The organism is Ruegeria sp. G5 (assembly GCF_056533365.1).
The window spans coordinates 75646-97943 of the sequence record NZ_JBQFOK010000002.1 but is presented as its reverse complement, the minus strand read 5'-3'; the positions used below and the strand labels follow the sequence as shown (position 1 = coordinate 97943).

The window sequence follows — 22298 nt, the reverse complement described above, 5'->3', positions numbered from 1 at the left end:
CTACGTGCGATAAATTCTTCCCCTTGGCTGGAACTGATGCTCTAACATGAATGCAACGAACCGTCGTATTGGAAAAAGACGGTAACAGTTGTTTTCGACTTGGGGCAGTTGGAGCCATCAAATGCAGAAGACCCGGCCGCGTGCTGTTGTGAAAAGTCACCTGTTCGGCCTGCTTTTCGCCTCTGTCCCAATGTCTGCTGTCGCGTTGGAAACGACGTTGAACGTGCCCGGCGCCTCAAGCGATCTGGTGGACAGGATCGAAACCACCTCATCCGTCACAACTGCCGAATCCCGCGGGCTGGATACGCCCCTGGAAATCCTGTCCGCCGCCTTGTCGGATTATCGGACAATCGTGCAGATCCTATACGACGAGGGATATTTTAGCCCTGTTGTCAGCATCAAACTTGACGGGCAAGAGGCCGCCGAGCTCAGCTCTCTCAGCGTGCCGACGCAAATCAACCGCGCTGTAATCACGGTCAATACCGGCCCGACGTTCCAGTTCGGCGAGGCAATCGTGCAACCTTTGGCCCCGCAAACCGAGCTGCCCGAAGATTTCGCGACTGGCAAGCTGGCGACGACCGGCGCGATCCAGCGGGCAGGGTCTGCCGGGGTGCAGGGTTGGCGAAACGCCGGACATGCAAAGGCCGGGATTGAGGATCAGAACGTCATCGCGCGCCACGCGCAGAACCGGCTGGACGCGCAGATTGATCTGGCCCCGGGCCCCCGCCTGACCTTTGGCAAGATGATCATCTCTGGGGACACCGACGTAAAGCACCGCTCAATCGAAAAGATCGCCGGTTTTCCTGCGGGTGAGGTCTACTCGCCAGAAGCGATTCAAAAAGTTGGGACCCGGTTACGCCGCACCGGCACCTTTAACGTTGTCGCTATCGAAGAACGCGAAACGCCCAATCCTGACGGCACGCTGGATTTCGATGCCTATTTCGAAGACCTGCCCAAACGTCGCCTGACCTTCGGCTTTGAAGTCGCCTCGCGCGATGGGATCGACCTTACTGCGACTTGGACCCACCGCAACGTGTTCAAACGTGCCGAACGGCTGCGTTTTGAGGCAGCGTTACGCAATATTGGCGGGTCCGAGCAGCTGGACGGTCGCATCGGTCTGCGTCTGGACCAACCCGACCGGTTGGGGCCCGATGACAATACCTTTTGGAACGCCCTGTTAGAACAGCGCAACACAGACAATTACGACGTAACAGTCACTTCACTCGCCTACGGTGCACGTCGCACGTTTTCGGATCGGCTTTATGCAGAGGCATCGGCAGGCTTCCAGTTCTCCAGTGCCAATGACGCTTTTGGTGATGATCGCAAGTTCCGTTACTTTATCATCCCGGCACGCTCGGAATGGGATCAACGCGACAGCAAGGTCAGCGCGACCCGGGGCTTTTTTCTGGACGCCCAGGTTATGCCCTTTGTCGGGCTTTCTGGCACCGAGACCGGAATTCGGTTTTTTGCCGATGGCCGCAGCTATACCAGTCTGGGCACCGGGGGCCGTATCGTATTGGCTGGTCGTGTGCAGGTGGGTTCCGTTGTCGGGCCAGCGCTGGACGGCGTAACGCCGGATTTCCTGTTCTTCTCGGGCGGCGCCGGTACGGTGCGCGGGCAACCATTCGAAAGCCTTGGCATTCCTATCGGAGACGAAGTCGCGGGTGGCAGGTCCTTCCTTGGCCTGTCGGGCGAGGTTCGCGGCAAGGTCACCGATGCAATTTCATTGGTCGGCTTCTATGACTATGGTGTGGTAGACTCGTCTTCGTTCGTTACCAGCGCCGCAGATGCTCATTCGGGTGCTGGTTTTGGCGTGCGCTATGATTTGGGCGGGTTTGGACCCTTGCGGCTTGATCTTGCATGGCCCGTTCAGGGCGACACCGGGAACGGTCTGCAATTCTATATCGGGATCGGACAGGCATTTTGATACGGCAATTTACACATACTGCCCTGACCGCAACGTTCGTCCTGTGCGCCCAACCGCTGATCGCGCAGGAAGACGGCGGTGGCAGCATGCTGGAAAACTTCCTGCAGGACACCCTGTCTGGTGACAATCAGAATGTCACCGTCAAAGGCCTTCAGGGTGCATTGAGTGCACGCGCAACAATCGAAGAGATTACCGTCGCCGATGATGAAGGGGTCTGGTTGACGATCAAGGATGCGCAGCTGGATTGGAACAGGCTGGCTTTGATCCGCGGCAGGTTTTCGGTCAACGCACTGACTGCGCGGGAAATCGACATTGCCCGCGCGCCTGGTGCGACCACGACGGACGAACCCGCACCTTCCGCTGAAACGCAACCTTTCCAGTTGCCGGAACTGCCCGTTTCCATTGAAATCGGTGAAATCCGGATCGACGAAATCTCATTAGGTGAACCTTTGATTGGGGTCGCGGCCGAGCTTTCGGTGACCGGCAATCTGTCGTTGGCTGATGGAACACTGGACACCAACCTTGACGTCACCAGATTGGACCGCGCCGGAGACGAGGTTACGCTGGCCGCTGGCTTCCAGAATGCGAGCCGTGAAATCAATCTTGACCTTGTGGTTACTGAGGCCTCGGGCGGTCTGATCTCGACCGCGTTAAAGATACCGGGCAGCCCACCGATTGGACTTACGGCCAAAGGCACCGGACCGCTGTCCGATTTCACGGCCGATATTGGACTAAGCAGTGACAACCAACAGCGCGTTTCCGGGCAGGTCCGGTTGCGTGCGTCCGAAGGTGGTGTATCCGAAGGCATTGCCTTTACCACCGATCTCAATGGCGATCTGACACCGTTTCTTACAGCAGAAATAGATCCCTTCTTTGGCACAGAAACCCGCCTTTTTGTGAATGGCCAAACCAAACCGGAAGGCGCGTTAGATATCTCGGATCTGGAGCTGACAACGCAGGCCCTGAACCTGAAGGGCGAATTGCAACTGGCCGAAGGCAGCACATTGCAATTGGCTGCCTTACAGGGACGTATCACACCGCCTGATGGGCAAAAAGTTGTGCTGCCGGTAGCGGGCGGAGACACCTCGATCGAAGCGGCACAGATATCCGCTCTGTACGATCAGAAGAACGGCAACCTTTGGGATCTGAGCCTGACCGCAAATGCATTCAGCTCTCCTCAGGCTAATCTGGAAAGCGCACGGATTACCGCACAGGGCGTTCTGGAACAGGGCGAGGCTTTTTCCGTCAGCGGTGACCTTCAGGCCAGCGTGACCGGCATCGACCTAACCGACCCCGCCATAAACGCCGCTTTGGGGCAACGCGTTACGCTGGATGGTCAATTTGACTATGGAAGCGATCAATCACTGAATTTGTCGGGCTTCGAATTGGTCGGATCTGACTACGAACTGGCGCTGGATGCATTGGTCAACGGACTGAACAGTGGCCTGAGTGTGGACGGATCGGCGACACTGATTGCCAGCGATCTGGCGCGTTTCTCGGACCTTGCACAGATGGACTTGGGCGGTCAGGTCACGGCAAGCGTTGACGGCAAAGGCTCGCCTCTTGAGGGAAGCTTTGACGGCAAGTTAGAGGTCGAAGCACGCGACCTTTCAACCGGAAGAGACGACATTGATCCCGTCATCACCGGTGAAACGACCATATCGCTGGACGCCAGCCGCGGCAGTGATGGTATCACAATCCGAAATTTTGAACTGGACAGCGAGGCCGTGCAGGCGCAGGCCAGCGGCTACGTCACGACGCCTGATGGCAACCTCTCAGTTGACGGGCAAGCCAAAGTGAGCGTCGCAGACTTTTCGGTGTTTTCCGGCCTTGCACAGCAAGAGCTTGCAGGCTCGGTTCGGGCAGAGATTACCGGCAAAGGTACCGTGCAAACCCAGGAGTTTGACGGCAAGGCGAATGTGGTCGGACGAAACATCCAAATCGGCATGCCTGACATCGACCCCTTGCTTGCAGGTCAAACCACCATCAATTGGGATGTCACCCGCACCGCCGACGAAATTGAAATACGCAGCGCGACGATCAACGGAAACGCCCTGAGCGCGCAAGTTCAGGCGATTGTCAAAGACCCCACCGGCACCCCTTCTGGCGAAGGGCAAGTGCAACTGGATGTCCCGGATCTGTCCCTATTCTCAGGTTTGGCCGGGCGAGACCTTGCAGGATCGGTGACCGCCAACGTGGACGGCAGCGGCGATCTGGCGACCCGTGCATTCGATGTGAAAGGCAATCTGGACGCCCAGAACATACAGGCCGGCATTGATATCGTCGACAAGCTGATCGGGGGCAGGACAACCCTTGTGGTGGACGCTGAGAATGGGGAACAAGGTCTTGATGTCCGGAACTTCCGACTGAACGGCAGCGCGATTACGGCAACTGCATCCGGTCAGGTTAACAGAGATGCTGGCGGGTTGAACTATGAAGTCACCCTGGACGACATGGCGCGGCTGTCTGAGGCTCTGTCAGGCCCATTGACGTTGGACGGGAACGTGGCACCCGCAGGGTCTGGTCTTGAAGGAACCGCCAATCTGCGTGGACCCGACAGTTCTTATGCGGCTCTGCAGGGCGAGGTCGATGCCGATGGAAACGCGGAACTGGAATTTGACGCCAAACTCAACAGAATTGAGCGGTTTGCGCCAGATTTTCCGGGCACAGTATCTGCCACCGGAACGGCCAAGCGCGACGGCGGTCTTTGGACGATCGACGCGAATGCTGAAGGCCCCGCAGAAATAAACAGCCAAGTATCGGGAACCTTTGATGAAGCATCCAGTGAGGCCGATCTAAAGGCGGTAGGTGGCATCAATATCGGCATTGCCAACCTCTTTATATCGCCCAACAAAATTGATGGCACTGCGCGTTTCGACTTGGCCCTCAAGGGCAATCCAGCGCTTGAGGCGTTAAGCGGTTCAATCACGACATCAGGTACGTCATTGGCGATCCCTGGCGCGGGTCAGACGATCACCGGGATAAGTGGCTCGGTTGAACTGGCGCAAAGCCGCGCGACGGTATCGATCACGGGCGGGCCGCGTGCGGGTGGCTCGTTCACTGTTGCTGGGCCGATCGGTCTGACACCACCGTTCAATGCAAACGTAACAACCACGCTGAACAGTTTGGTTCTGACGGACCAACTTTTGTACGAGACCATTCTGGGCGGTCAGATCGCAATGACTGGCGCACTGGCGGGCGATAGCGCGATATCCGGGCAAATCACCTTCGAAGAGACCAACATCAATCTGGCCGCAGCCACGGGCGCGGTTGGTGCGGCTCCGATACCGGAAATACAGCATATCGGGGAAAGCAATGCCGTGTTGGTAACCCGCGAACGAGCCGGTTTGGTTGTGGACGAAACAGCCCCTAAAAGCGATTCACGCATCGCCTTGGATATCGCACTTCTGGCGCCAAAAGAGGTGTTCGTACGGGGTCGCGGTTTGAATGCCGAACTGGGTGGCCGCCTGTTTATCGGCGGCACGACAAGTTCGGTTGTTCCCTCTGGCCAGATTGAGCTTATTCGCGGAAACTTCGACATTCTTGGGCGTCGCTTGGCGCTGACCAAAGGGATCGTGACGCTGCAAGGCGACCTGACGCCCTATATCGAATTTGAGTCCTCAACCAGCACTTCGGACGGCACCGCCACGATCGAGATCGCCGGCCCGCTGGACGCACCCGAGGTCGACGTATTCTCGGACCCCGAGCGCCCAGCAGAAGAAGCGTTGGCGATGCTCTTATTCGGAAACCGTTTTTCGGAATTGTCACCTTTTGTAATTGCGCAGATGGCAGCTTCGCTGGCGCAACTCAGCGGCGCGGGCGGTGACGCCACCAAAGGTCTCAGGGACGCAACAGGAGTTGATACGATTGACGTAGGCGCTGCCGAAGGGGGTGGCGGACAATTCGGAGCCGGTGCCTATATCAGCGACAATGTCTACACCGATTTCACGGTCAACACCGAAGGTGACACCGAAGTGAACCTGAACCTGGACGTCACAGACAATTTCACAGTCCGCGGTACTGTTGATGGTCGTGGCGAAACCGGCGTGGGTTTGTTTTTCGAACGTGATTACTGACGTCTGATACCTATGGGCTGTCCAATCTGCGCCGCAGGTTCCAGACCTGCATGGTCACGCACCATTCGGGCAAGGCGCGCCGCCGCCCAATCGGGGTAAGGTTCCGAACGTCCCGTTGTGTGACTGACATTCATGAACAACGCCTCCTGAGTCGCGCAAACGATTTCTTCTTTTTCAGACACCATCTGCGCAAAATAGTGCCCGCGCTTCAGATCCGCATCCAACATTCGGAAGCGAAAAAAGAATGGCTCGCCTTGCTGAACTTCGCGCAGGTAATTCATGTGCGACTGAAGAATATATGGTCCCTGCCCCAACGCTTCGACCTGAACTTCGCCCAGGCCAAGGTGATCAACCATCAGCCGTTCAAGTGCCATATCGAACGCGACTCCATAGTAGCCGACATTCATATGGCCATTATAGTCGATCCACTCTGGCAACACGGTAAAGCCGCGGATCTCGACGGGCGCGTCATATGGCCCATCATGCCCACTTAAAGGGTCAGTCATCAGTATCCTCCTCGAAAATTGCCACAGCGCGGACAAAGCCAGCGGACGCACCTTTGATCTTGAACGGAAAGCACGAGATTTCGAACCCTGTCGGCGGCAAGCTTTCAAGATTGGTCAGTTTTTCCATGTGACAATACCCAATTTCCATCGACGCACGGTGCCCTTCCCAGATGATGGATGCGTCTCTGGTTTCAGCATATTCCTGTGCGGTCAAAGGGAACGGAGCGTCCCAACTCCAGGCGTCGGTCCCCGTTACGCGAACGCCGCGGGTGGTCAGATACAACGTGGCTTCGCGCCCCATCCCGCAGCCCTTCATCAGATAGTCGGGCTGCCCGTAATGGGTACCCGCCGCAGTGTTCACTACGACGATATCCAGCGGTTCAAGCGTATGACCGATGCGGTTTAGTTCGGCCTCCACATCGGCTGCGGTCACGACATAGCCGTCCTCAAAATGGCGGAAATCCAGTTTCACGCCGGGGTTCATGCACCATTCCAAGGGAACTTCGTCGATGGTAATCGCGCGCTCACCGTTATTCATGGTCGAGTGGTGATGATACGGCGCGTCCAGATGCGTGCCGTTATGTGTGGCGATCTGCAGGCGTTCAATGGCCCAGCCTTCGCCCCCCGGCAGATCGGTTTTCTCAAGCCCCGGAAAGAACGACATGACCTGATCGGCAGTTTGGTCATGCGAAAGGTATTCGATTTCAGGCAGCATGATCGCCGGATCAGAAACGATCCCGGTTTCCAAAGGCACGGACAAATCTACAAAACGGCGGGGCATAACGCTCTCCATTACCAATAACGGTAACAGGGTTGGCCGCAAGTAACCCGCTGTCAAGGAAAGAAAAAGGCGACCACAAGGGCCGCCTTTTCGGGATTATTCCGCCGCGATGGCGTCTTCTATCTTTTCGACCCGGATCGCCGAGAACTTGAACTCGGGGATTTTGCCATAGGGGTCGATGGCCGAGTTCGTCAGGATGTTCGCCGCTGCTTCGACATAGGCAAAGGGGATGAACACCATATCCTCGGCAATCGCCCGGTCGGCGCGCACCATAATCTCGATCGAGCCGCGCCGCGTGGTCAGTCGGATCGTTTCCCCCGGTTCAATGCCCATCAATTTCAGGGTCCGCGGGTTCATCGAACAGTTCGCCTCGGGCTCAACCGCGTCCAGAACGTTGGACCGGCGGGTCATCGACCCGGTGTGCCAATGTTCCAGCTGACGGCCGGTGGTGGCGATCATCGGGTATTCGTCATCCGGGGCCTCATCCGGCGGGATGACGCTGGCCGGGGTGAACTTGGCCTTGCCGTCCGCGCGCGGGAAACCATCGCCAAACACGATGGACTGACCGGGATCGGTTTCCGACAAAGACGGATAGGTAATCGTCTCAGTCTTCAGGCGGTCCCATGTGATGTTGTTGAGCGAGTTCATCGTCAGTTTCATCTCATCAAACACCTGAGACACATCGGTGTAATCCCAGTTCAGACCAATGCGCTGCGCCAGTTCGACAGTAATCGCCCAATCCTCGCGCGCCTCACCCGGAGGCGGCACGGCGGGACGCACACGCTGTACCTGACGGTTGGTGTTCGACACGGTGCCGTTCTTCTCATACAGCGCCGAAGCGGGCAGGATGATATCGGCATAGTTCGCCGTCTCGGTCAGGAAGATGTCCTGCACGATCATCAGGTCCAGCTTGGCCAGCGCATCACGAGCATGGTTCACATCCGGGTCGGACATGGCCGGGTTTTCGCCCATGATGTACATGCCCTTGATGTTGCCCTGATAGGCTTGGTCGATGATCTCGGTCACCGTCAGGCCCTTCTCGTTCGAGAAGTCGTCCGAGTTCCAGACCTCGTTGAACTTGGCGCGAATGCCATCGTCCGTCACGGTCTGGTAATCCGGCAGGAACATCGGGATCAGACCCGCGTCCGAGGCCCCCTGCACGTTGTTCTGACCGCGCAGCGGGTGCAGACCCGCGCCGGGTTTACCAACGTTGCCGGTCATCAGAGCAAGGCTGATCAGGCAGCGCGAATTGTCCGTGCCGTGAATGTGCTGGCTGACGCCCATACCCCAGAAGATCAGACCAGCCTTGGCCTGCGCAAAGGTGCGCGCGACGCGGCGCAGTTGGTCGGGTTCGATACCGCAGATCGGGGCCATCGCTTCGGGCGTGAACTGGCGCAGATGCTCTTTCTCAGCTTCCCAGTTCTCGGTCCAGCGGTGGATGTACTGGCTGTCATACAGCTCTTCCTCGACGATCACATTCATGATCGCGTTGAGCATCGACACATCCGCCCCCGGACGGAACTGCAGCATCTCATCCGCAAACTTGCGCATGCCAACGCCGCGCGGGTCCATCACGATCAGCTTGCCGCCGCGTTTGGCGAATTGCTTGAAATACGTAGCCGCAACTGGGTGGTTTTCAATCGGGTTCGACCCGATGATGATCGCCACATCCGCGTCCTTGATATCGTTGAACGCAGCCGTCACCGCACCTGATCCGACGTTTTCGATCAGCGCGGCCACGGACGACGCGTGGCACAGACGTGTGCAGTGGTCGACATTGTTGTGGCGGAATCCCTGACGGATGAACTTCTGGAACAGGTACGCTTCTTCGTTGGTGCATTTGGCCGAGCCGAAACCGGCCACGCTGCGCGGATCTTCGTCGCGCAGGGCCACCAGTTTGGAGGCCGCCAGATCCATCGCCTCTTCCCATGTCGCTTCGCGGAAATGGGTCGACAGGTTCGCGGGATCGACATTCAGGCCCTTGGCAGGCGCGTCTTCGCGCCGGATCAGCGGCTTGGTCAGGCGATGCGGGTGGTGGATGTAGTCAAAGCCGAACCGACCTTTGACACACAAACGGCCTTCGTTTGCGGGGCCGTTGATGCCCTCGACATATTTAACCTTACCGTCCTTAACCTTCAGCGAGACTTTACAGCCCACACCGCAGAACGGGCAGACGCTTTCGGTTTCGCTGTCGTAATCCTTGCTGTCACCCTTCTGCTGGTCGTCCAGCACAGTGGCCGGCATCAGCGCACCGGTCGGGCAGGCTTGAACGCACTCACCACAGGCGACACAGGTTGAATCGCCCATCGGATCGTTCTGGTCGAACACCACCTGCGCGGTGTGCCCGCGACCGGCCATGCCGATCACGTCATTCACCTGCACTTCGCGGCAGGCGCGGACGCAGAGGTTGCAGTTGATGCAGGCGTCCAGATTGACGCGCATCGCAACGTGGCTGTCATCCAGCAGCGGGATTTTCTCGGCCTCTTTCGCCGGAAAGCGGCTGTCGCTGACGTCGTTCAGCTTTGCCATGTCCCAGAAATGGCTGGAGGTGTCGTGCGCCTCTTCCGGTTGATCGGCGACCAGCAGTTCCATGACCATTGCGCGCGATTTCTCGGCGCGCTCGCTATCGGTCTTGACCACCATGCCGTCCGCCGCGGGGCGGATGCACGAGGCGACCAGCGTGCGCTCGCCTTCCACCTCGACCATACAGGCGCGGCAGTTGCCGTCCGGGCGATAACCCGGCTGCGGCTTGTGGCACAGGTGCGGGATGGTGAACCCTTGGCCCTTGGCGGCTTCCCAGATGGTCCAGCCCTCGGGCACGGTGACATCTTCGCCATTGAGGTTGAAGGTGACGGTCTTGGTTGGGCTTGCGTCTAGCATGGCTCTGTCTTCCTTCAGATTTCGTCAGCGAAATGTTTCATGACCAGGCGGATCGGGTTCGGGGCCGCCTGCCCCAGACCGCAGATCGAGGCATCGCCCATGACCTGACACAGGTCTTCCAGCAGGTCCTGATCCCACTTGTCGGCTTGCATCAGTTTTACCGCCTTCTCACAACCTGCTCGGCAGGGTGTGCACTGACCGCAGCTTTCATCTTCGAAGAAGCGCAGCATGTTCAGCGCCGCGTCGCGGGCGGTGTCCTGATCAGACAGAACCACCACAGCGGCCGAGCCGATAAAGGTGCCATGCGGTTGCAGCGTGTCGAAATCCAGTGGGATATCGTCCATCGACGCAGGCAGCAGGCCTGAGGACGGACCGCCCGGCTGGTACGCCTTGAAGGTCTGGCCTTCGGCCATGCCCCCGGCGGCTTCGATCACGTCCAGAATAGTCGAACCGGCGGGCAACAGATAGACACCCGGCTTCGCCACTCGGCCCGAGACAGAATAGCTGCGCAGACCTTTACGGCCGTTCTTTTCGGTGCTGTTGAGGCACTCAGGCCCCTCACGGCACACTTTGGTGACCCAATACAGTGTCTCAACATTGTGCACCAAGGTCGGACGGTTAAAGACCCCAACCTGCGCCACGAACGGAGGACGGTGACGCGGCAGGCCCTTTTTACCCTCGATCGATTCAATCATCGCGGACTCTTCACCGCAGATGTACGCACCCGCACCCCGGCGCAGATCGATATAGCCGGGCTCAACAATCCCGGCGTCTTCCAGCGCGGCAATCTCGCGACGCAGAATCTCCAGCACAGCGGGGTATTCGTCACGCATGTAGATGAAGCAGGTTTGCGCCTCGACCGCCCATGCGGCGATCAGCATGCCCTCAAGGAAGACATGCGGCGTGCGCTCAAGATAGTAGCGGTCTTTGAACGTGCCGGGCTCGCCCTCGTCCCCGTTCACAGCCAGATAGCGGGTGCCTTCGTTCATGCGAACAAAGCCCCATTTCTTGCCCGAGGGGAAGCCCGCCCCGCCCAGACCGCGCAAGCCCGAAGACAGGACGTCGTCCTGTACCTTCTCCCAATCGCCACCCGCGCGCAGCTCTTTTAGCTTGGCGTAACCGCCTTCGGTCTGATAGGTCGCGAAGGTTTCGTAGTCCGGCAGATGGGCATGGGTGTCATCGGCAGCAATCGCGGCCTGCACCTTCTCGGGGGTCGCATGATCGATATGGTTGTGACCGATCTCCAAAACCGGAGCGGTGTCACAGCGGCCCATACAGGGCGCACGCACGACACGGACCTGCGACGCATCCAGCCCATCTTCCAGAGCCTTCTGCAACTGCTGGGCACCTGCCATCTCGCAGGACAAAGAATCACAAACGCGGATCGTCAACGCCGGAGGAGGCGTCTCGCCCTCTTTCACCACATCGAAATGGGCATAGAAGGTGGCCGTTTCATAGATCTCGGCCTGACCAATACGCATCTCGACCGCCAGCGCGGCGATATGGTCGGCGCTGATATGGCCGTGTTCGTCCTGAATCAAATGCAGGAATTCGATCAGCAGGTCGCGGCGGCGCGGGCGATCGCCCAGCAGGCGCGCGATCTCCGCCTGTGCCTCATCCGTGAACTGACGGCCTTTGGGCGTGTGCCGCCCTTTGCCTTTACCTGACTTCCAGACGCCCTTGGGTGCGCCTGATGGCTTGGTATCTAATGGTGCCATGATGCCCTCCGATTGAGGCCCCGTCTCTCATCAGCGGATCATATCGTCAAATCGCAAATATTAATGGTACGATAACGACACCTTATCACCGCAGAGACGACACGACTGCCCTCAGAGCTTGCACAGTCGGCAATTCAGGGTCGCGTGTCAGGGTCGCCAGACAAATCGGTTTACTGACAACAGGATCGACCAGTGGCAGTACCTTTGTGCCACGCAAGTCACCCAGCGCACGCACCAGAACTCGGGGGACAACGGTTGCCGCCAACCCCTCTCGCGCCATAACCATTGAGGCTGTGAAGCCACTGGTTTCCGCCACCACGTGCGGGTGAAGCCCTTGTTCGGCGAATATGCGATCCAGGATTCGGCGATTCTGCATCTGCGGCTCCAGCAGACTGATCGGAAATTCTGCGACCTGAGCCCACGGGATCGGGCCAGTCGCTTCGGTCATATGGGACGGGACCAAAAGCACATAGGTTTCTTCGTATAGCGGCTGGACCTGACGCAGGTCAGTGCCAATACTGTCGCCATAGGTGATGCCCGCATCCAGACTGCCTTCGTCCAACCGGTGCTGGATTGCGGTGGCCGACATGGTCTCGATCCGCGAGAGGATGCGCGGATGTGCCGCCTGCAACCGTTTGATAAGCCGCCCCGTAAAGGCAATCGCAGTCGGGATCACCCCCAAAATCAGCGTGCCGGTGATCTCGCCTTTTATGGCCTGAACCTGCTGTTCCAGCGCCTTGGCGTCGTCCAGAATGCGTCGTGCACGCAGGACGATCATCTCGCCCTCTTCGGTCAAACCCTGAAACCGGTTGGCACGGCGCACGATGGAAACGCCCAACCGATCCTCAAGGTTGCGGATACGCATCGAGAAAGCGGGCTGCGATATACCGCATTCCTCGGCCGCCTTGGCAAAGTGGCGATGCCGCGCGAGGGCGCTGAGCAGTTGGAGGTCGCGGATTTCGATCATGAAGAAGTATCTCATATGTCGGGGCGACACCCACACTAACGAGGTTGGTGAAGCAGAGGGAAGTATGAGTTTCTCGAATAATATTTGTTTGTTCTTTGTCTACTTTGATTGCATGCTGCGGATCAGTTGAAAGTCCATTGTTTGATCGCATCGAATGGTTCGCATCGTGTTGGCGAACATATGGTGCGTGCAATCGTTAATTGGTTCCAAGAAAGGTGTTGAAGTGGCCGATACCCAGCAGACTCAGTCAGAGTTCTCAAAAGACTTCTCCGAATACAAAAAAACCGGCAACGTTAAACCGACAGATCTATTACTCTATGCATCGAAATCGAGCAAAAGATCGATGTGGGAAATCGGACGCGAGTTCAAGCGCCTCTCAAAAGGCAGGGGCAAATTAACACTTCAAGAATATGTCGACTTTGAGGTGTTTAACTCTCCTGAAAACGAAAAGGATCGCTTTCTATCACGACATCTCGTTTGGCCCGTTACCTGTCAGTGTTGTGATATGTCTTGGGATGCGGCGACCGAGGATAAGTGGCTGGCCACACAGATTCTCGAGTTACATGGGATTCCGACACCACCAATTCTCGCAGTCGTGGATAAGACACACAGGCGATATGGCCGCGTGGCAAAACTTTCAAACAAGGATGAACTCGCAGCCTTTGTCCAAGACTTTGGCGGACCGTTGTTCGCAAAAGAAAATCGCGGCCTGGGCAGTTTCGGAGCATTTATGATCGTTGGTTGCGATGGCGAAACTGTGGATTTGCAACCATCTGAAAATGTCGCAGTAGAAACTTTGGTTGATGATCGCATCGGTGAGCGCGCTTATGTTCTGCAACCCTTGCTGCGAAACTCCGAGCAGCTGCGGCCTATCGCACAAAGCCTAATCACCCTGCGCCTTTTTTTGATGAATGACGGGTCAGAAATCTGCGTCGTCGCTGCCGTGTTGAAAGTTCCATCGCCGGAAAGCATTGCGGATAATTTTTGGCGTGCCGGCAATGTTGTTGGAAATGTCGATCTGGAAAATGGAACAATAACAACCGCCAAAACGCGACATAATGGCATCGTTAAGGATCTGAAAGACGTCGACGTTGATATGCCCGAAATTGTAGGTCTCAAACTCGATGGCTGGGACGAAGCAAAGAATTTGGCAATGGAATGCAGTGAAATTTTTGCAATGCAAAAATTCCTTTCTCTGGACATTGCGTTCACCGAGCAAGGAACATCCGTAGTAGAGGTTAACACTGGTGGCGGGTGGGAACTGTATCAATTTGCGTCAAACAAAGGATTTCTTTCACCTCAGGTAAAGGCGTTTTTTGATGCAACAGGTGTTAATTTAGATAGTATCGACGATGGTAGCCGGCAAACGATCTGGAAGAAGCTAAGCAGGAAATAGGCGTTATTTGAGCCCGGTGTGCCATTGCTCATCAAGCAGCTTGTTGATTTAGAAGTCTACCATCAGGGTGCAGTGCGGTACAATTTAAGGTCGCGGATTTCTATCATTCGAGGTTGGCCAAGCTGGTTCGTCAGCCGTCAGGTTAACGCGTTTTCCCGCGGGTAGAAATGCGTTCTGGCCCTCAGCTTCGTTGCGTTCCTTTTTGCCTGAAACCACGATAATATGCACATAAGGATTTGCATGGGTGCGGGCATGACTAACGGCAAATTTTTTGACGATCTGGCCATCGGGGACACTTTTGAGACGGGGGGCATCACACTCACAGAGGGCGGGATTGTTGACTTTGCTCTCGTGCACGATCCGCAGCCCTTTCACGTGGACAAGGTAGCGGCCTCGGAATCGATTTTCGGCGGCCTCATCGCGAGCGGTTTTCAAACGACTGCGCTCACATTTCGGCTCTTTCGCGACACTGGTGTGCTGAACGGCACAAATCTTGGCGGGCACGGCATGGACGAGGTACGGTGGCTTGCACCGGTTTTTGCAGGCGACACGATCCGCGCACGCGTCACGGTTGGAGCCCTCAATCCATCCCGTTCGAAACCCGACCGTGGTACGGTTCGCTTTCGCTATCGTACGTTTAACCAAAAAGGCACGGAAGTACTCAGCCTGATCATCGACCACGTCATGGCGCGGCGAATACCCGTTGATTCAGCCTAACCCAAAAGGAAAGCAGTAGGCACAGGATGACAGCGATCCCAGAATTTCAGAAACTGTACGATGGCTATACCGAGGCTTACCGGACCAGAGACGCGGCAGGTTGCGCGTCATTTTTCACTGATGATGCAGAATTATTTTCACCCTATGGCCCTGCTGCCAAGGGCCGAAAGGCCATCGAAGCGTTACATGCCGAATGGGTAGAGGAAGGTGGCGAAAACAAAGTCATAAACGTTGTTCAGGCTGGCATCGACGGGCATATCGTCTGGTGCCTTGCCCATTTTAGTGAAGGGACGACCGATCATGGTACATCCCTCAACGTTTTGCACCGGCAACCCGACGGTGGGTGGCTGATCAGCCATTGCAGCTTGAACGAAACGCTTTGAGGCGGGCTTTCGCCAGAACGTATCAGTTATTAAATAAAAAGTGCATTACATCGCCGTCCTTGACGATGTAGCCCTTACCCTCGGCCCGCATCTTGCCTGCTTCTTTCGCGCCCTGTTCGCCATTGGCAGTAATGTAGTCGTCATAGGCGATGGTTTCGGCACGGATGAAACCCTTTTCAAAGTCACCGTGGATGACCCCTGCCGCCTGCGGCGCAGCGGTGCCGGTGCGGATGGTCCAGGCGCGGGCCTCTTTGGGACCGACGGTGAAATAGGTTTCCAGTTTCAACAGGTCGTAACCGGCGCGGATCAGACGGTCGAGGCCCGGTTCTTCCAGTCCCATTTCCTCAAGGAACATCTGCGCCTCGTCATCTTCCAGCAGGCTGATCTCTTCTTCGATCTTGGCGCTGATAATGACATGGGAATTGCCCTGAGTGGCGGCCATTTCAGCAACCTTGGCTGAGTAAGCATTGCCCTCGGCCGCTTCTTCTTCGGACACGTTGCAGACATAGAGCACCGGTTTGGTGGTCAGCAGTTGCAGCATCTTCCATGCCTTGGCGTCTTCGTCGCTGACCTCAACCAGACGCGCAGGCTTGCCGTTTTCAAGCATAGCTTGCGCCTCGGCCAGCAAACGATCCTGCTGCTGTGCTTCCTTATCGTTGCCCTTCAGCTTGCGCACCAGATTGGCGCGGCGCTTTTCGATGCTTTCCAGATCGGCCAGCATCAACTCTGTCTCGATCGTTTCGGCATCGGCCACCGGATCTACGCGGCCATCCACATGGGTCACATCGCCATCCTCGAAACAGCGCAGCACATGGGCAATCGCATCCGTTTCGCGAATATTGGCCAGGAACTGGTTGCCCAGCCCCTCACCCTTCGAGGCCCCTTTGACCAGACCGGCAATGTCCACAAAGGTCATGCGCGTCGGAATGATCTGTTTGGACGACGCAATCGCCGCCAGTTTGTCCAGACGGTCATCAGGAACAGCCACATCGCCGACGTTGGGTTCGATGGTGCAGAACGGGAAATTCGCCGCCTGGGCAGCAGCAGTTTTGGTCAACGCGTTGAACAGGGTCGACTTGCCGACATTCGGCAGACCCACGATTCCCATTTTAAAGCCCATTGCAGCCTCCTGAAGCGATACGACGGCGTCTTCTATGCAGGTCGGTCAGAATGCGCAACCCGGCGGATAGAGTCGGATGCGGCTATTGAACAACATCACAGGCCTGTTACGCCAAGTGTTCTTGCGTGACTTGAACTTGGTGAACCATGATAACCAAGTAGATAACTATGACTAACGATTGACGAAGATCCCTATGAAAGCGCTGCTTATTTCCTCCGCCCTATTTCTGGCCGCAACCTCTGCACATGCACAGTCCGTAATTTTCGGTGCCGGGTACGAAGACTTCTCGGATAGCGACGGCAATGACCAGGCCGTGTTCTCGCTGGAATACCAGCACAGACCCTTTCACGAGGCCACGCGTTTCAGCGCCACTTGGGGATCAGCCCTGACGGTGGATACCGACGGCAACACACATATCGGCGCGGGTTTGGTCGGGATATATTCGTTCTCGGAACGATGGTTCGCCGAACTCAGCGTGATGCCCGGATATTTCAACGCGTCCGACAGCGACGCCGACCTGGGTGGGAACTTTCAGATCCGCAGCCTGTTGGGACTGGGATACAATCTGGACAACGGCAACAAGGTTTCGGTTGCGATCACCCACAAATCAAATGCCAGCACCGATTCCACAAACCCGGGCGTAAACGCCGTGTTTCTGCGGTATCACTACGGGTTCTAGGTCAATCTGACCGGTCGGGATTGATTTCCGGCGAAAGTTTCTGCACATCAGGTTCAAACCTGTATGCAAGGACCGCAGATGACCCGTATCGACGCCAAGTTCGCCGCCCTTAACGCCGAGGGCAAAAAGGCTTTCGTTGCCTATATCATGGCTGGTGATCCCGACTTTGACACGTCGCTTGAGATCGTCAAAGGGCTGCCGGGTGCTGGTGTGGATGTCATCGAACTGGGCCTGCCCTTTACCGACCCGATGGCCGACGGCCCAACCATTCAGGCGGCCGGTCAGCGCGCACTCGAAAGCGGTATGACATTGCAACGCACGCTGGATCTTGCCCGCGCGTTCCGAGAAACCGATGACACCACGCCTATTGTTCTGATGGGTTACTACAACCCCATTTACAGCCGCGGCGTCGATGCCTTTCTGACCGATGCCAAATCTGCTGGTATCGACGGGCTTATCGTGGTTGACCTGCCACCAGAAGAAGACGACGAACTCTGCCTGCCCGCGCAGGAGGCCGGCCTGAACTTCATCCGACTGGCAACACCGACAACCGATGACAAACGTCTGCCCCGGGTTCTGCAGAACACGTCCGGCTTTGTTTATTACGTTTCAATCACCGGCATCACCGGAGCGGCGGAAGCACAGGCGACGAATGTCGGCCCCGAGGTTGCCCGGATCAAGTCCGCCACCGATTTGCCTGTGATCGTAGGCTTTGGCATCAACACGCCAGAAAAGTCCAAAGCCATTGCCAGTGTGGCCGATGGGGCCGTGGTCGGGTCGGCCATTGTCAGTCAAATCGCCTCAGGCAAACCGGTCGAAGAAGTGCTGAGCTTTGTAAACACACTCGCAGAGGGTGCTCATTCCGCCTGACCCCGTAATAAAATTAGACGTCAATTCAAACCGCGGTCGGCCTTAGCTGATCGCGGTTTTTGTATGTTTTGTCGCGGCAACGCACCGCAGCAGCGCAGAGTTGCGACGCCCTTCGAAAATTGGTAAAGAAAAAGAACCAATCTTTCGAAGGCCGGAATCCATGCCCGTTATCACCAACATAGAAGACCTCAAACGTATCTACGAACGCCGCGTTCCAAGGATGTTCTTTGACTATGCGGAAAGCGGCAGCTGGACCGAACAAACCTTTCGTGACAACAGCTCGGATTTCGAAGACATTCGCCTGCGCCAAAGGGTTGCCGTCGATATGGACGGGCGCTCAACGGCCTCGCAGATGATCGGGCAGGACGTGACCATGCCAGTTGCTCTGGCACCGGTTGGCCTTACAGGAATGCAGCACGCGGATGGAGAGATGAAGGCGGCAAAAGCCGCGGAAGAATTCGGCGTACCTTTCACGTTGTCCACCATGTCGATCAATTCGATCGAGGATGTGGCCGAGCACACAACCAAACCGTACTGGTTCCAGCTCTATACTATGAAAGATCAGGACTATGTCGGCCGCCTGATCCAACGCGCCAAAGATGCAAAATGTTCGGCTTTGGTCATTACGCTAGACCTGCAAATCCTGGGCCAACGGCACAAAGATCTGAAGAATGGCTTGTCTGCCCCTCCAAAATTGACGGCAAAAACAATCGCGAACCTCATGACCAAATGGGCTTGGGGCATTGAAATGTTAGGGGCCAAACGTCGTGAGTTTGGCAATATCGTCGGCCACGCCAAAGGTGTGTCGGATGCGTCTTCTCTGGGCGCTTGGACCGCCGAACAATTCGATCCCAGCCTCGACTGGAAAAAAGTCGAAAAGCTGATGGAACAATGGGGCGGCAAAGTAATCCTTAAGGGTATTCTAGATGCAGACGACGCCAGAATGGCCGCCAAACTAGGAGCAGACGCCATTGTCGTTTCCAATCATGGCGGACGCCAACTGGACGGCGCGCTCAGCTCGATACGAGTTCTGCCAGAAATCATGGACGCAGTCGGCGGAGACATTGAGGTCCATCTGGACAGCGGAATCCGCTCTGGGCAAGACGTGCTAAAGGCCCTGTCGCTCGGTGCCAAAGGCACTCATATCGGTCGCGCTTTTGTCTATGGATTGGGTGCGATGGGTCAGAAAGGTGTCACCACCGCGCTTGAGGTCATTCACAAAGAGCTGGATACAACAATGGCGCTGTGCGGCGAACGCAATGTGGACAGCCTTGGTCGTCACAACCTGTTGGTGCCCGAAGACTTCGCAGGCCGCTGGCAAAATTGAAGACTTGAATAGGGGGCGCTGCCCCCGCCGCGGCAAGCCGCGACTCCCCCGGGATACTTTTAGCCAGATGAAGCCGGGATCCGTTCTTCATCTGGCCAAAAATATCCCGGAGCGCGAGGCAGAGCCTCGCAAAATACCCCTTTCCAAACCAGATGAATCAAGATAAGGACGCGGCTTCACGCGGGCATACAGCCTTGGAGGATGCCCGCCCTAACACTGGAGAATTATCATGGCTGGAGAGATTCCTGATCTCGTAGCTCTGGAACGGACGGGGACAGGCAAGGGCGCCGCTCGTCAAGCACGCCGCGATGGCATGGTTCCGGGCATTGTATTTGGTGGCGACAAAGACCCGCTGCCAATTCAGATCCCGTTCAACGTTCTGTTCAAGCGCCTGAAAGCAGGCCGGTTCAAGTCGACCCTGTGGAACCTGAAGGTTGAAGGTCACGAAGACGTTCGCGTGATCTGCCGCGACGTTCAGCGTGACGTGGTCAAAGACCTGCCGACTCACCTGGACCTGATGCGTCTACGTCGGACCACCAAGATCGCACTGTTCATCCCGGTTGAGTTCATCAACGAAGATGCCGCACCTGGCATCAAAAAGGGCGGCGTTCTGACTGTGGTTCGTCCGGAAGTTGAACTGCTTTGCACTGCTGGCGATATTCCTGAGAAGATCACCGTTGATCTGACCGGCCTGAACATCAACGACGTCGTCACCATTTCGTCGGTTGATCTGCCAAACGGCACCAAGCCGACCATCGACCGTGATTTCGTGATTGCGAACATCTCGGCACCGACCGGCCTGTCGTCCAGCGACGATGAGGATGAAGGTGAAGAAGTGGCCGCGGACGAAGTAGAAGTCGTCGGTCAGGACGAAGCCGAAGAATAAGTCCGGGCCTAACGGTTCAGATTTTGGAACGGGGTCCCTTGGGCCCCGTTTTCTTTTGGCAAAAGCGGTCTGGTAAAACAGCGACATTCTATGCCATCAACCGATGGCGAGTATGGCCCGCTAGACAAGGACGAGATTATGAAGCTGTTTGTCGGCTTGGGGAACCCAGGCTCGAAATATGCGCGCAACCGGCACAATATCGGTTTTATAGCCGTCGAGCGGATCGCCGAGGATCATGGTTTCGGCCCGTGGAAGTCAAAATTTCAGGCCGAGCTTTCCGAAGGTCGCCTGGGCGGCGAAAAAGTTCTGTTGATCAAGCCGCAAACCTTCATGAACCGTTCGGGTCAATCTGTTGGCGAAGCGATGCGGTTCTACAAGCTCGATTCAACCGACGTCACAGTTTTCCATGACGAGCTTGATCTTGCGCCGGGAAAAGTCCGGGTAAAAGCTGGCGGGGGGCATGCCGGACACAACGGGCTGCGCTCAATCCATGAACATATCAGCCCGGCCTATGATCGTGTGCGCCTTGGAATTGGGCATCCGGGCCGCAAGGAAATGGTGTCGCCCTATGTTCTGGGCGACTTTGCAAAAGCGGATGCCGAGTGGCTGGACGTTGTCCTAAGGGGCGTTTCCGACGGCGCGGGGTATCTGGCGGACGGTGATGGTGGAAAGTTCATGAACGCGGTCGCTCTGCGGACGGCGCCCGCCCGATCTTCGAAAACCAAAGACACGCCGACCAAGCCCGCTACCCCTGCTGCTTCAGAACCCGAAGTCGACGACCGTTCGGCCATGCAAAAGCTACTGGACAAGTTCAAGTAACCCCGAGCAATTTGCCGTAACGTCTTGTTTGCAGATCGTCTTGCACCACGTTCCAATAGGGTACGTAAACGGGAGGCTACGGATGAGAACCTTGTTAAAGTGGGCGCTGCGCATCGTCCTGATGCTGGTACTGGCCGGCGTTGTCGTGGGCCTGTGGAAACGCGAAGAAATCCAGCGCCTTATGGCTGTGAATTCTTTGTTTTCCGAAGACAAGATCGTCCACAATTTTTCTAACATGGACGACGCCTTCCTGACAGCCACTTTGCCGCGCGGCGATGGACCGACATGGGACCTTGCGTATGGCGCGGGGTTTGATCTGCCCGACGGCACGGACCGGTGGATCGAAGACCGTGCTGTAACCTCTTTACTGGTGATGCAGGACGGTCAAATCCGGTTCGAAGAGTACTATCTGGGGACCACGCCCGATGACCGGCGGATTTCCTGGTCAGTCGCCAAAAGCTATTTGTCATCCCTGTTCGGCATCCTTTTGAGCGAGGGCGCAATTGAATCGCTAGACGATCCGGTGACCAAATATGTCCCCAAGCTTGTGGGAACAGCCTATGACGGCGCGACAATCCGCAATGTTCTAAACATGGCCAGCGGCGTCACCTTTAACGAGGATTATCTGGACTACGATTCAGACATCAACCGCATGGGGCGCGTCGTTGCCTTGGGCGGTGAACTGGACGACTTTGCCTCATCCCTGCAGGACAGTTTCGCCACGCCCGGAGACACCTGGCAATATGTGTCGATTGATACGCATGTTATCGGAATGGTGATCCGAGGCGCCACAGGCCGTAGTGTTACCGAATTGTTGAGCGAACGGATCATCCAGCCGCTGGGTCTTGAACGCGATGGGTACTATGTCACCGACGGTGCCGGCGTAGCCTTCGTATTGGGGGGCCTGAACTTCACCACCCGTGATTTCGCAAGATTTGGTCAGATGATCCTGCAAAACGGCGCGCATAACGGACAACAGATCGTTCCCGCCGACTGGATCGCCGAATCTGTCGCACCCAGTGCCCCAACTGCACCGGGTAAGATCGGCTATGGGTACCAGTGGTGGATCCCGCAGGGCGCGCATGAGGGAGAGTTTCTGGCTCGTGGCGTCTATGGCCAATACATCTATTTTGACCAACCCAGAGGCGTTCTGATCGTTTCGACAGGGGTGGATCGCAACTTCCGTGACCCCGGTGTAAATGAAGCCAATATCGAAATGTTCCGCAAAATCGCGCAAAGCCTGTAA

At 56.7% G+C, this 22298-nt stretch carries 17 protein-coding genes; 11 read left to right on the top strand and 6 right to left on the bottom strand.

Features of this window, described 5'->3' with window-relative positions; translation table 11 throughout:
- Positions 1 to 121: 121 nt before the first annotated feature.
- Positions 122 to 1927: an autotransporter assembly complex protein TamA gene (locus ACR0BD_RS03525; protein ID WP_480828925.1), complete on the top strand. Its 1806-nt coding sequence runs from the start codon at positions 122 to 124 to the stop codon at positions 1925 to 1927.
- Positions 1924 to 6003 carry a translocation/assembly module TamB domain-containing protein gene (locus tag ACR0BD_RS03520; RefSeq protein ID WP_480828924.1) on the top strand — a complete coding sequence of 1360 codons (4080 nt, stop codon included), beginning with the start codon at positions 1924 to 1926 and terminating at the stop codon, positions 6001 to 6003. The genes ACR0BD_RS03525 and ACR0BD_RS03520 overlap by 4 nt, the downstream gene beginning before the upstream one ends.
- Here ACR0BD_RS03520 and ACR0BD_RS03515 read toward each other — a convergent pair.
- The 5 genes from ACR0BD_RS03515 to ACR0BD_RS03495 all read right to left on the bottom strand — a co-directional run bounded on the left by ACR0BD_RS03515 (position 5997) and on the right by ACR0BD_RS03495 (position 12855).
- On the bottom strand, positions 5997 to 6509 hold the full coding sequence (locus ACR0BD_RS03515; RefSeq protein WP_480828923.1) for a thioesterase family protein: 513 nt from the start codon (positions 6507 to 6509) through the stop codon (positions 5997 to 5999). The genes ACR0BD_RS03520 and ACR0BD_RS03515 overlap by 7 nt on opposite strands.
- Positions 6502 to 7290 (bottom strand): cyclase family protein, encoded by a 789-nt coding sequence (locus ACR0BD_RS03510; protein WP_480828922.1) that lies wholly within the window; start codon positions 7288 to 7290, stop codon positions 6502 to 6504. Before ACR0BD_RS03510 ends, ACR0BD_RS03515 begins: the two co-directional genes overlap by 8 nt.
- Before the next feature lie 96 nt (positions 7291 to 7386).
- On the bottom strand, positions 7387 to 10170 hold the full coding sequence (gene fdhF, locus ACR0BD_RS03505) for a formate dehydrogenase subunit alpha (RefSeq protein ID WP_480828921.1): 2784 nt from the start codon (positions 10168 to 10170) through the stop codon (positions 7387 to 7389).
- Positions 10171 to 10184: 14 nt separating this feature from the next.
- Positions 10185 to 11888, bottom strand: coding sequence for an NAD(P)H-dependent oxidoreductase subunit E (locus tag ACR0BD_RS03500; protein ID WP_480828920.1), 1704 nt, complete (start codon positions 11886 to 11888; stop codon positions 10185 to 10187).
- Between the two features lie 85 nt (positions 11889 to 11973).
- The gene (locus ACR0BD_RS03495; RefSeq protein WP_480829396.1) at positions 11974 to 12855 is read right to left on the bottom strand and encodes a LysR family transcriptional regulator; all 882 of its coding nucleotides are present in this window, start codon (positions 12853 to 12855) and stop codon (positions 11974 to 11976) included.
- Between the two features lie 154 nt (positions 12856 to 13009).
- On the opposite strand from ACR0BD_RS03495, the gene ACR0BD_RS03490 reads away from it, so the two are divergent.
- The 3 genes from ACR0BD_RS03490 (at position 13010) to ACR0BD_RS03480 (ending at position 15351) form a co-directional block, all read left to right on the top strand.
- On the top strand, positions 13010 to 14251 hold the full coding sequence (locus ACR0BD_RS03490) for a sugar-transfer associated ATP-grasp domain-containing protein (protein ID WP_480828918.1): 1242 nt from the start codon (positions 13010 to 13012) through the stop codon (positions 14249 to 14251).
- 240 nt (positions 14252 to 14491) lie between these two features.
- The gene (locus tag ACR0BD_RS03485; RefSeq protein WP_480828916.1) at positions 14492 to 14968 is read left to right on the top strand and encodes a MaoC family dehydratase; all 477 of its coding nucleotides are present in this window, start codon (positions 14492 to 14494) and stop codon (positions 14966 to 14968) included.
- Positions 14969 to 14994: 26 nt separating this feature from the next.
- Positions 14995 to 15351, top strand: coding sequence for a YybH family protein (locus tag ACR0BD_RS03480; protein ID WP_480828915.1), 357 nt, complete (start codon positions 14995 to 14997; stop codon positions 15349 to 15351).
- Positions 15352 to 15373: 22 nt separating this feature from the next.
- Here ACR0BD_RS03480 and ychF read toward each other — a convergent pair whose 3' ends face one another.
- Positions 15374 to 16471: a redox-regulated ATPase YchF gene (ychF, locus tag ACR0BD_RS03475; protein ID WP_480694798.1), complete on the bottom strand. Its 1098-nt coding sequence runs from the start codon at positions 16469 to 16471 to the stop codon at positions 15374 to 15376.
- Positions 16472 to 16664: 193 nt separating this feature from the next.
- On the opposite strand from ychF, the gene ACR0BD_RS03470 reads away from it, so the two are divergent.
- From ACR0BD_RS03470 to ACR0BD_RS03445, 6 genes are all read left to right on the top strand, one after another.
- On the top strand, positions 16665 to 17150 hold the full coding sequence (locus ACR0BD_RS03470; RefSeq protein WP_480828913.1) for an acyloxyacyl hydrolase: 486 nt from the start codon (positions 16665 to 16667) through the stop codon (positions 17148 to 17150).
- Positions 17151 to 17228: 78 nt separating this feature from the next.
- Positions 17229 to 18020, top strand: a complete 792-nt coding sequence (gene trpA, locus ACR0BD_RS03465; RefSeq protein ID WP_480828912.1) for a tryptophan synthase subunit alpha — start codon at positions 17229 to 17231, stop codon at positions 18018 to 18020.
- Positions 18021 to 18180: 160 nt separating this feature from the next.
- Positions 18181 to 19347 (top strand): alpha-hydroxy acid oxidase, encoded by a 1167-nt coding sequence (locus ACR0BD_RS03460; protein WP_480828911.1) that lies wholly within the window; start codon positions 18181 to 18183, stop codon positions 19345 to 19347.
- Positions 19348 to 19576: 229 nt separating this feature from the next.
- Positions 19577 to 20233, top strand: coding sequence for a 50S ribosomal protein L25/general stress protein Ctc (locus tag ACR0BD_RS03455; RefSeq protein WP_480828910.1), 657 nt, complete (start codon positions 19577 to 19579; stop codon positions 20231 to 20233).
- Between the two features lie 138 nt (positions 20234 to 20371).
- Positions 20372 to 21052 (top strand): aminoacyl-tRNA hydrolase, encoded by a 681-nt coding sequence (gene pth / locus ACR0BD_RS03450; RefSeq protein WP_480829395.1) that lies wholly within the window; start codon positions 20372 to 20374, stop codon positions 21050 to 21052.
- Between the two features lie 82 nt (positions 21053 to 21134).
- A complete protein-coding gene (locus ACR0BD_RS03445) occupies positions 21135 to 22298 on the top strand; it encodes a serine hydrolase domain-containing protein (protein ID WP_480828909.1) in 1164 nt (387 codons plus the stop codon).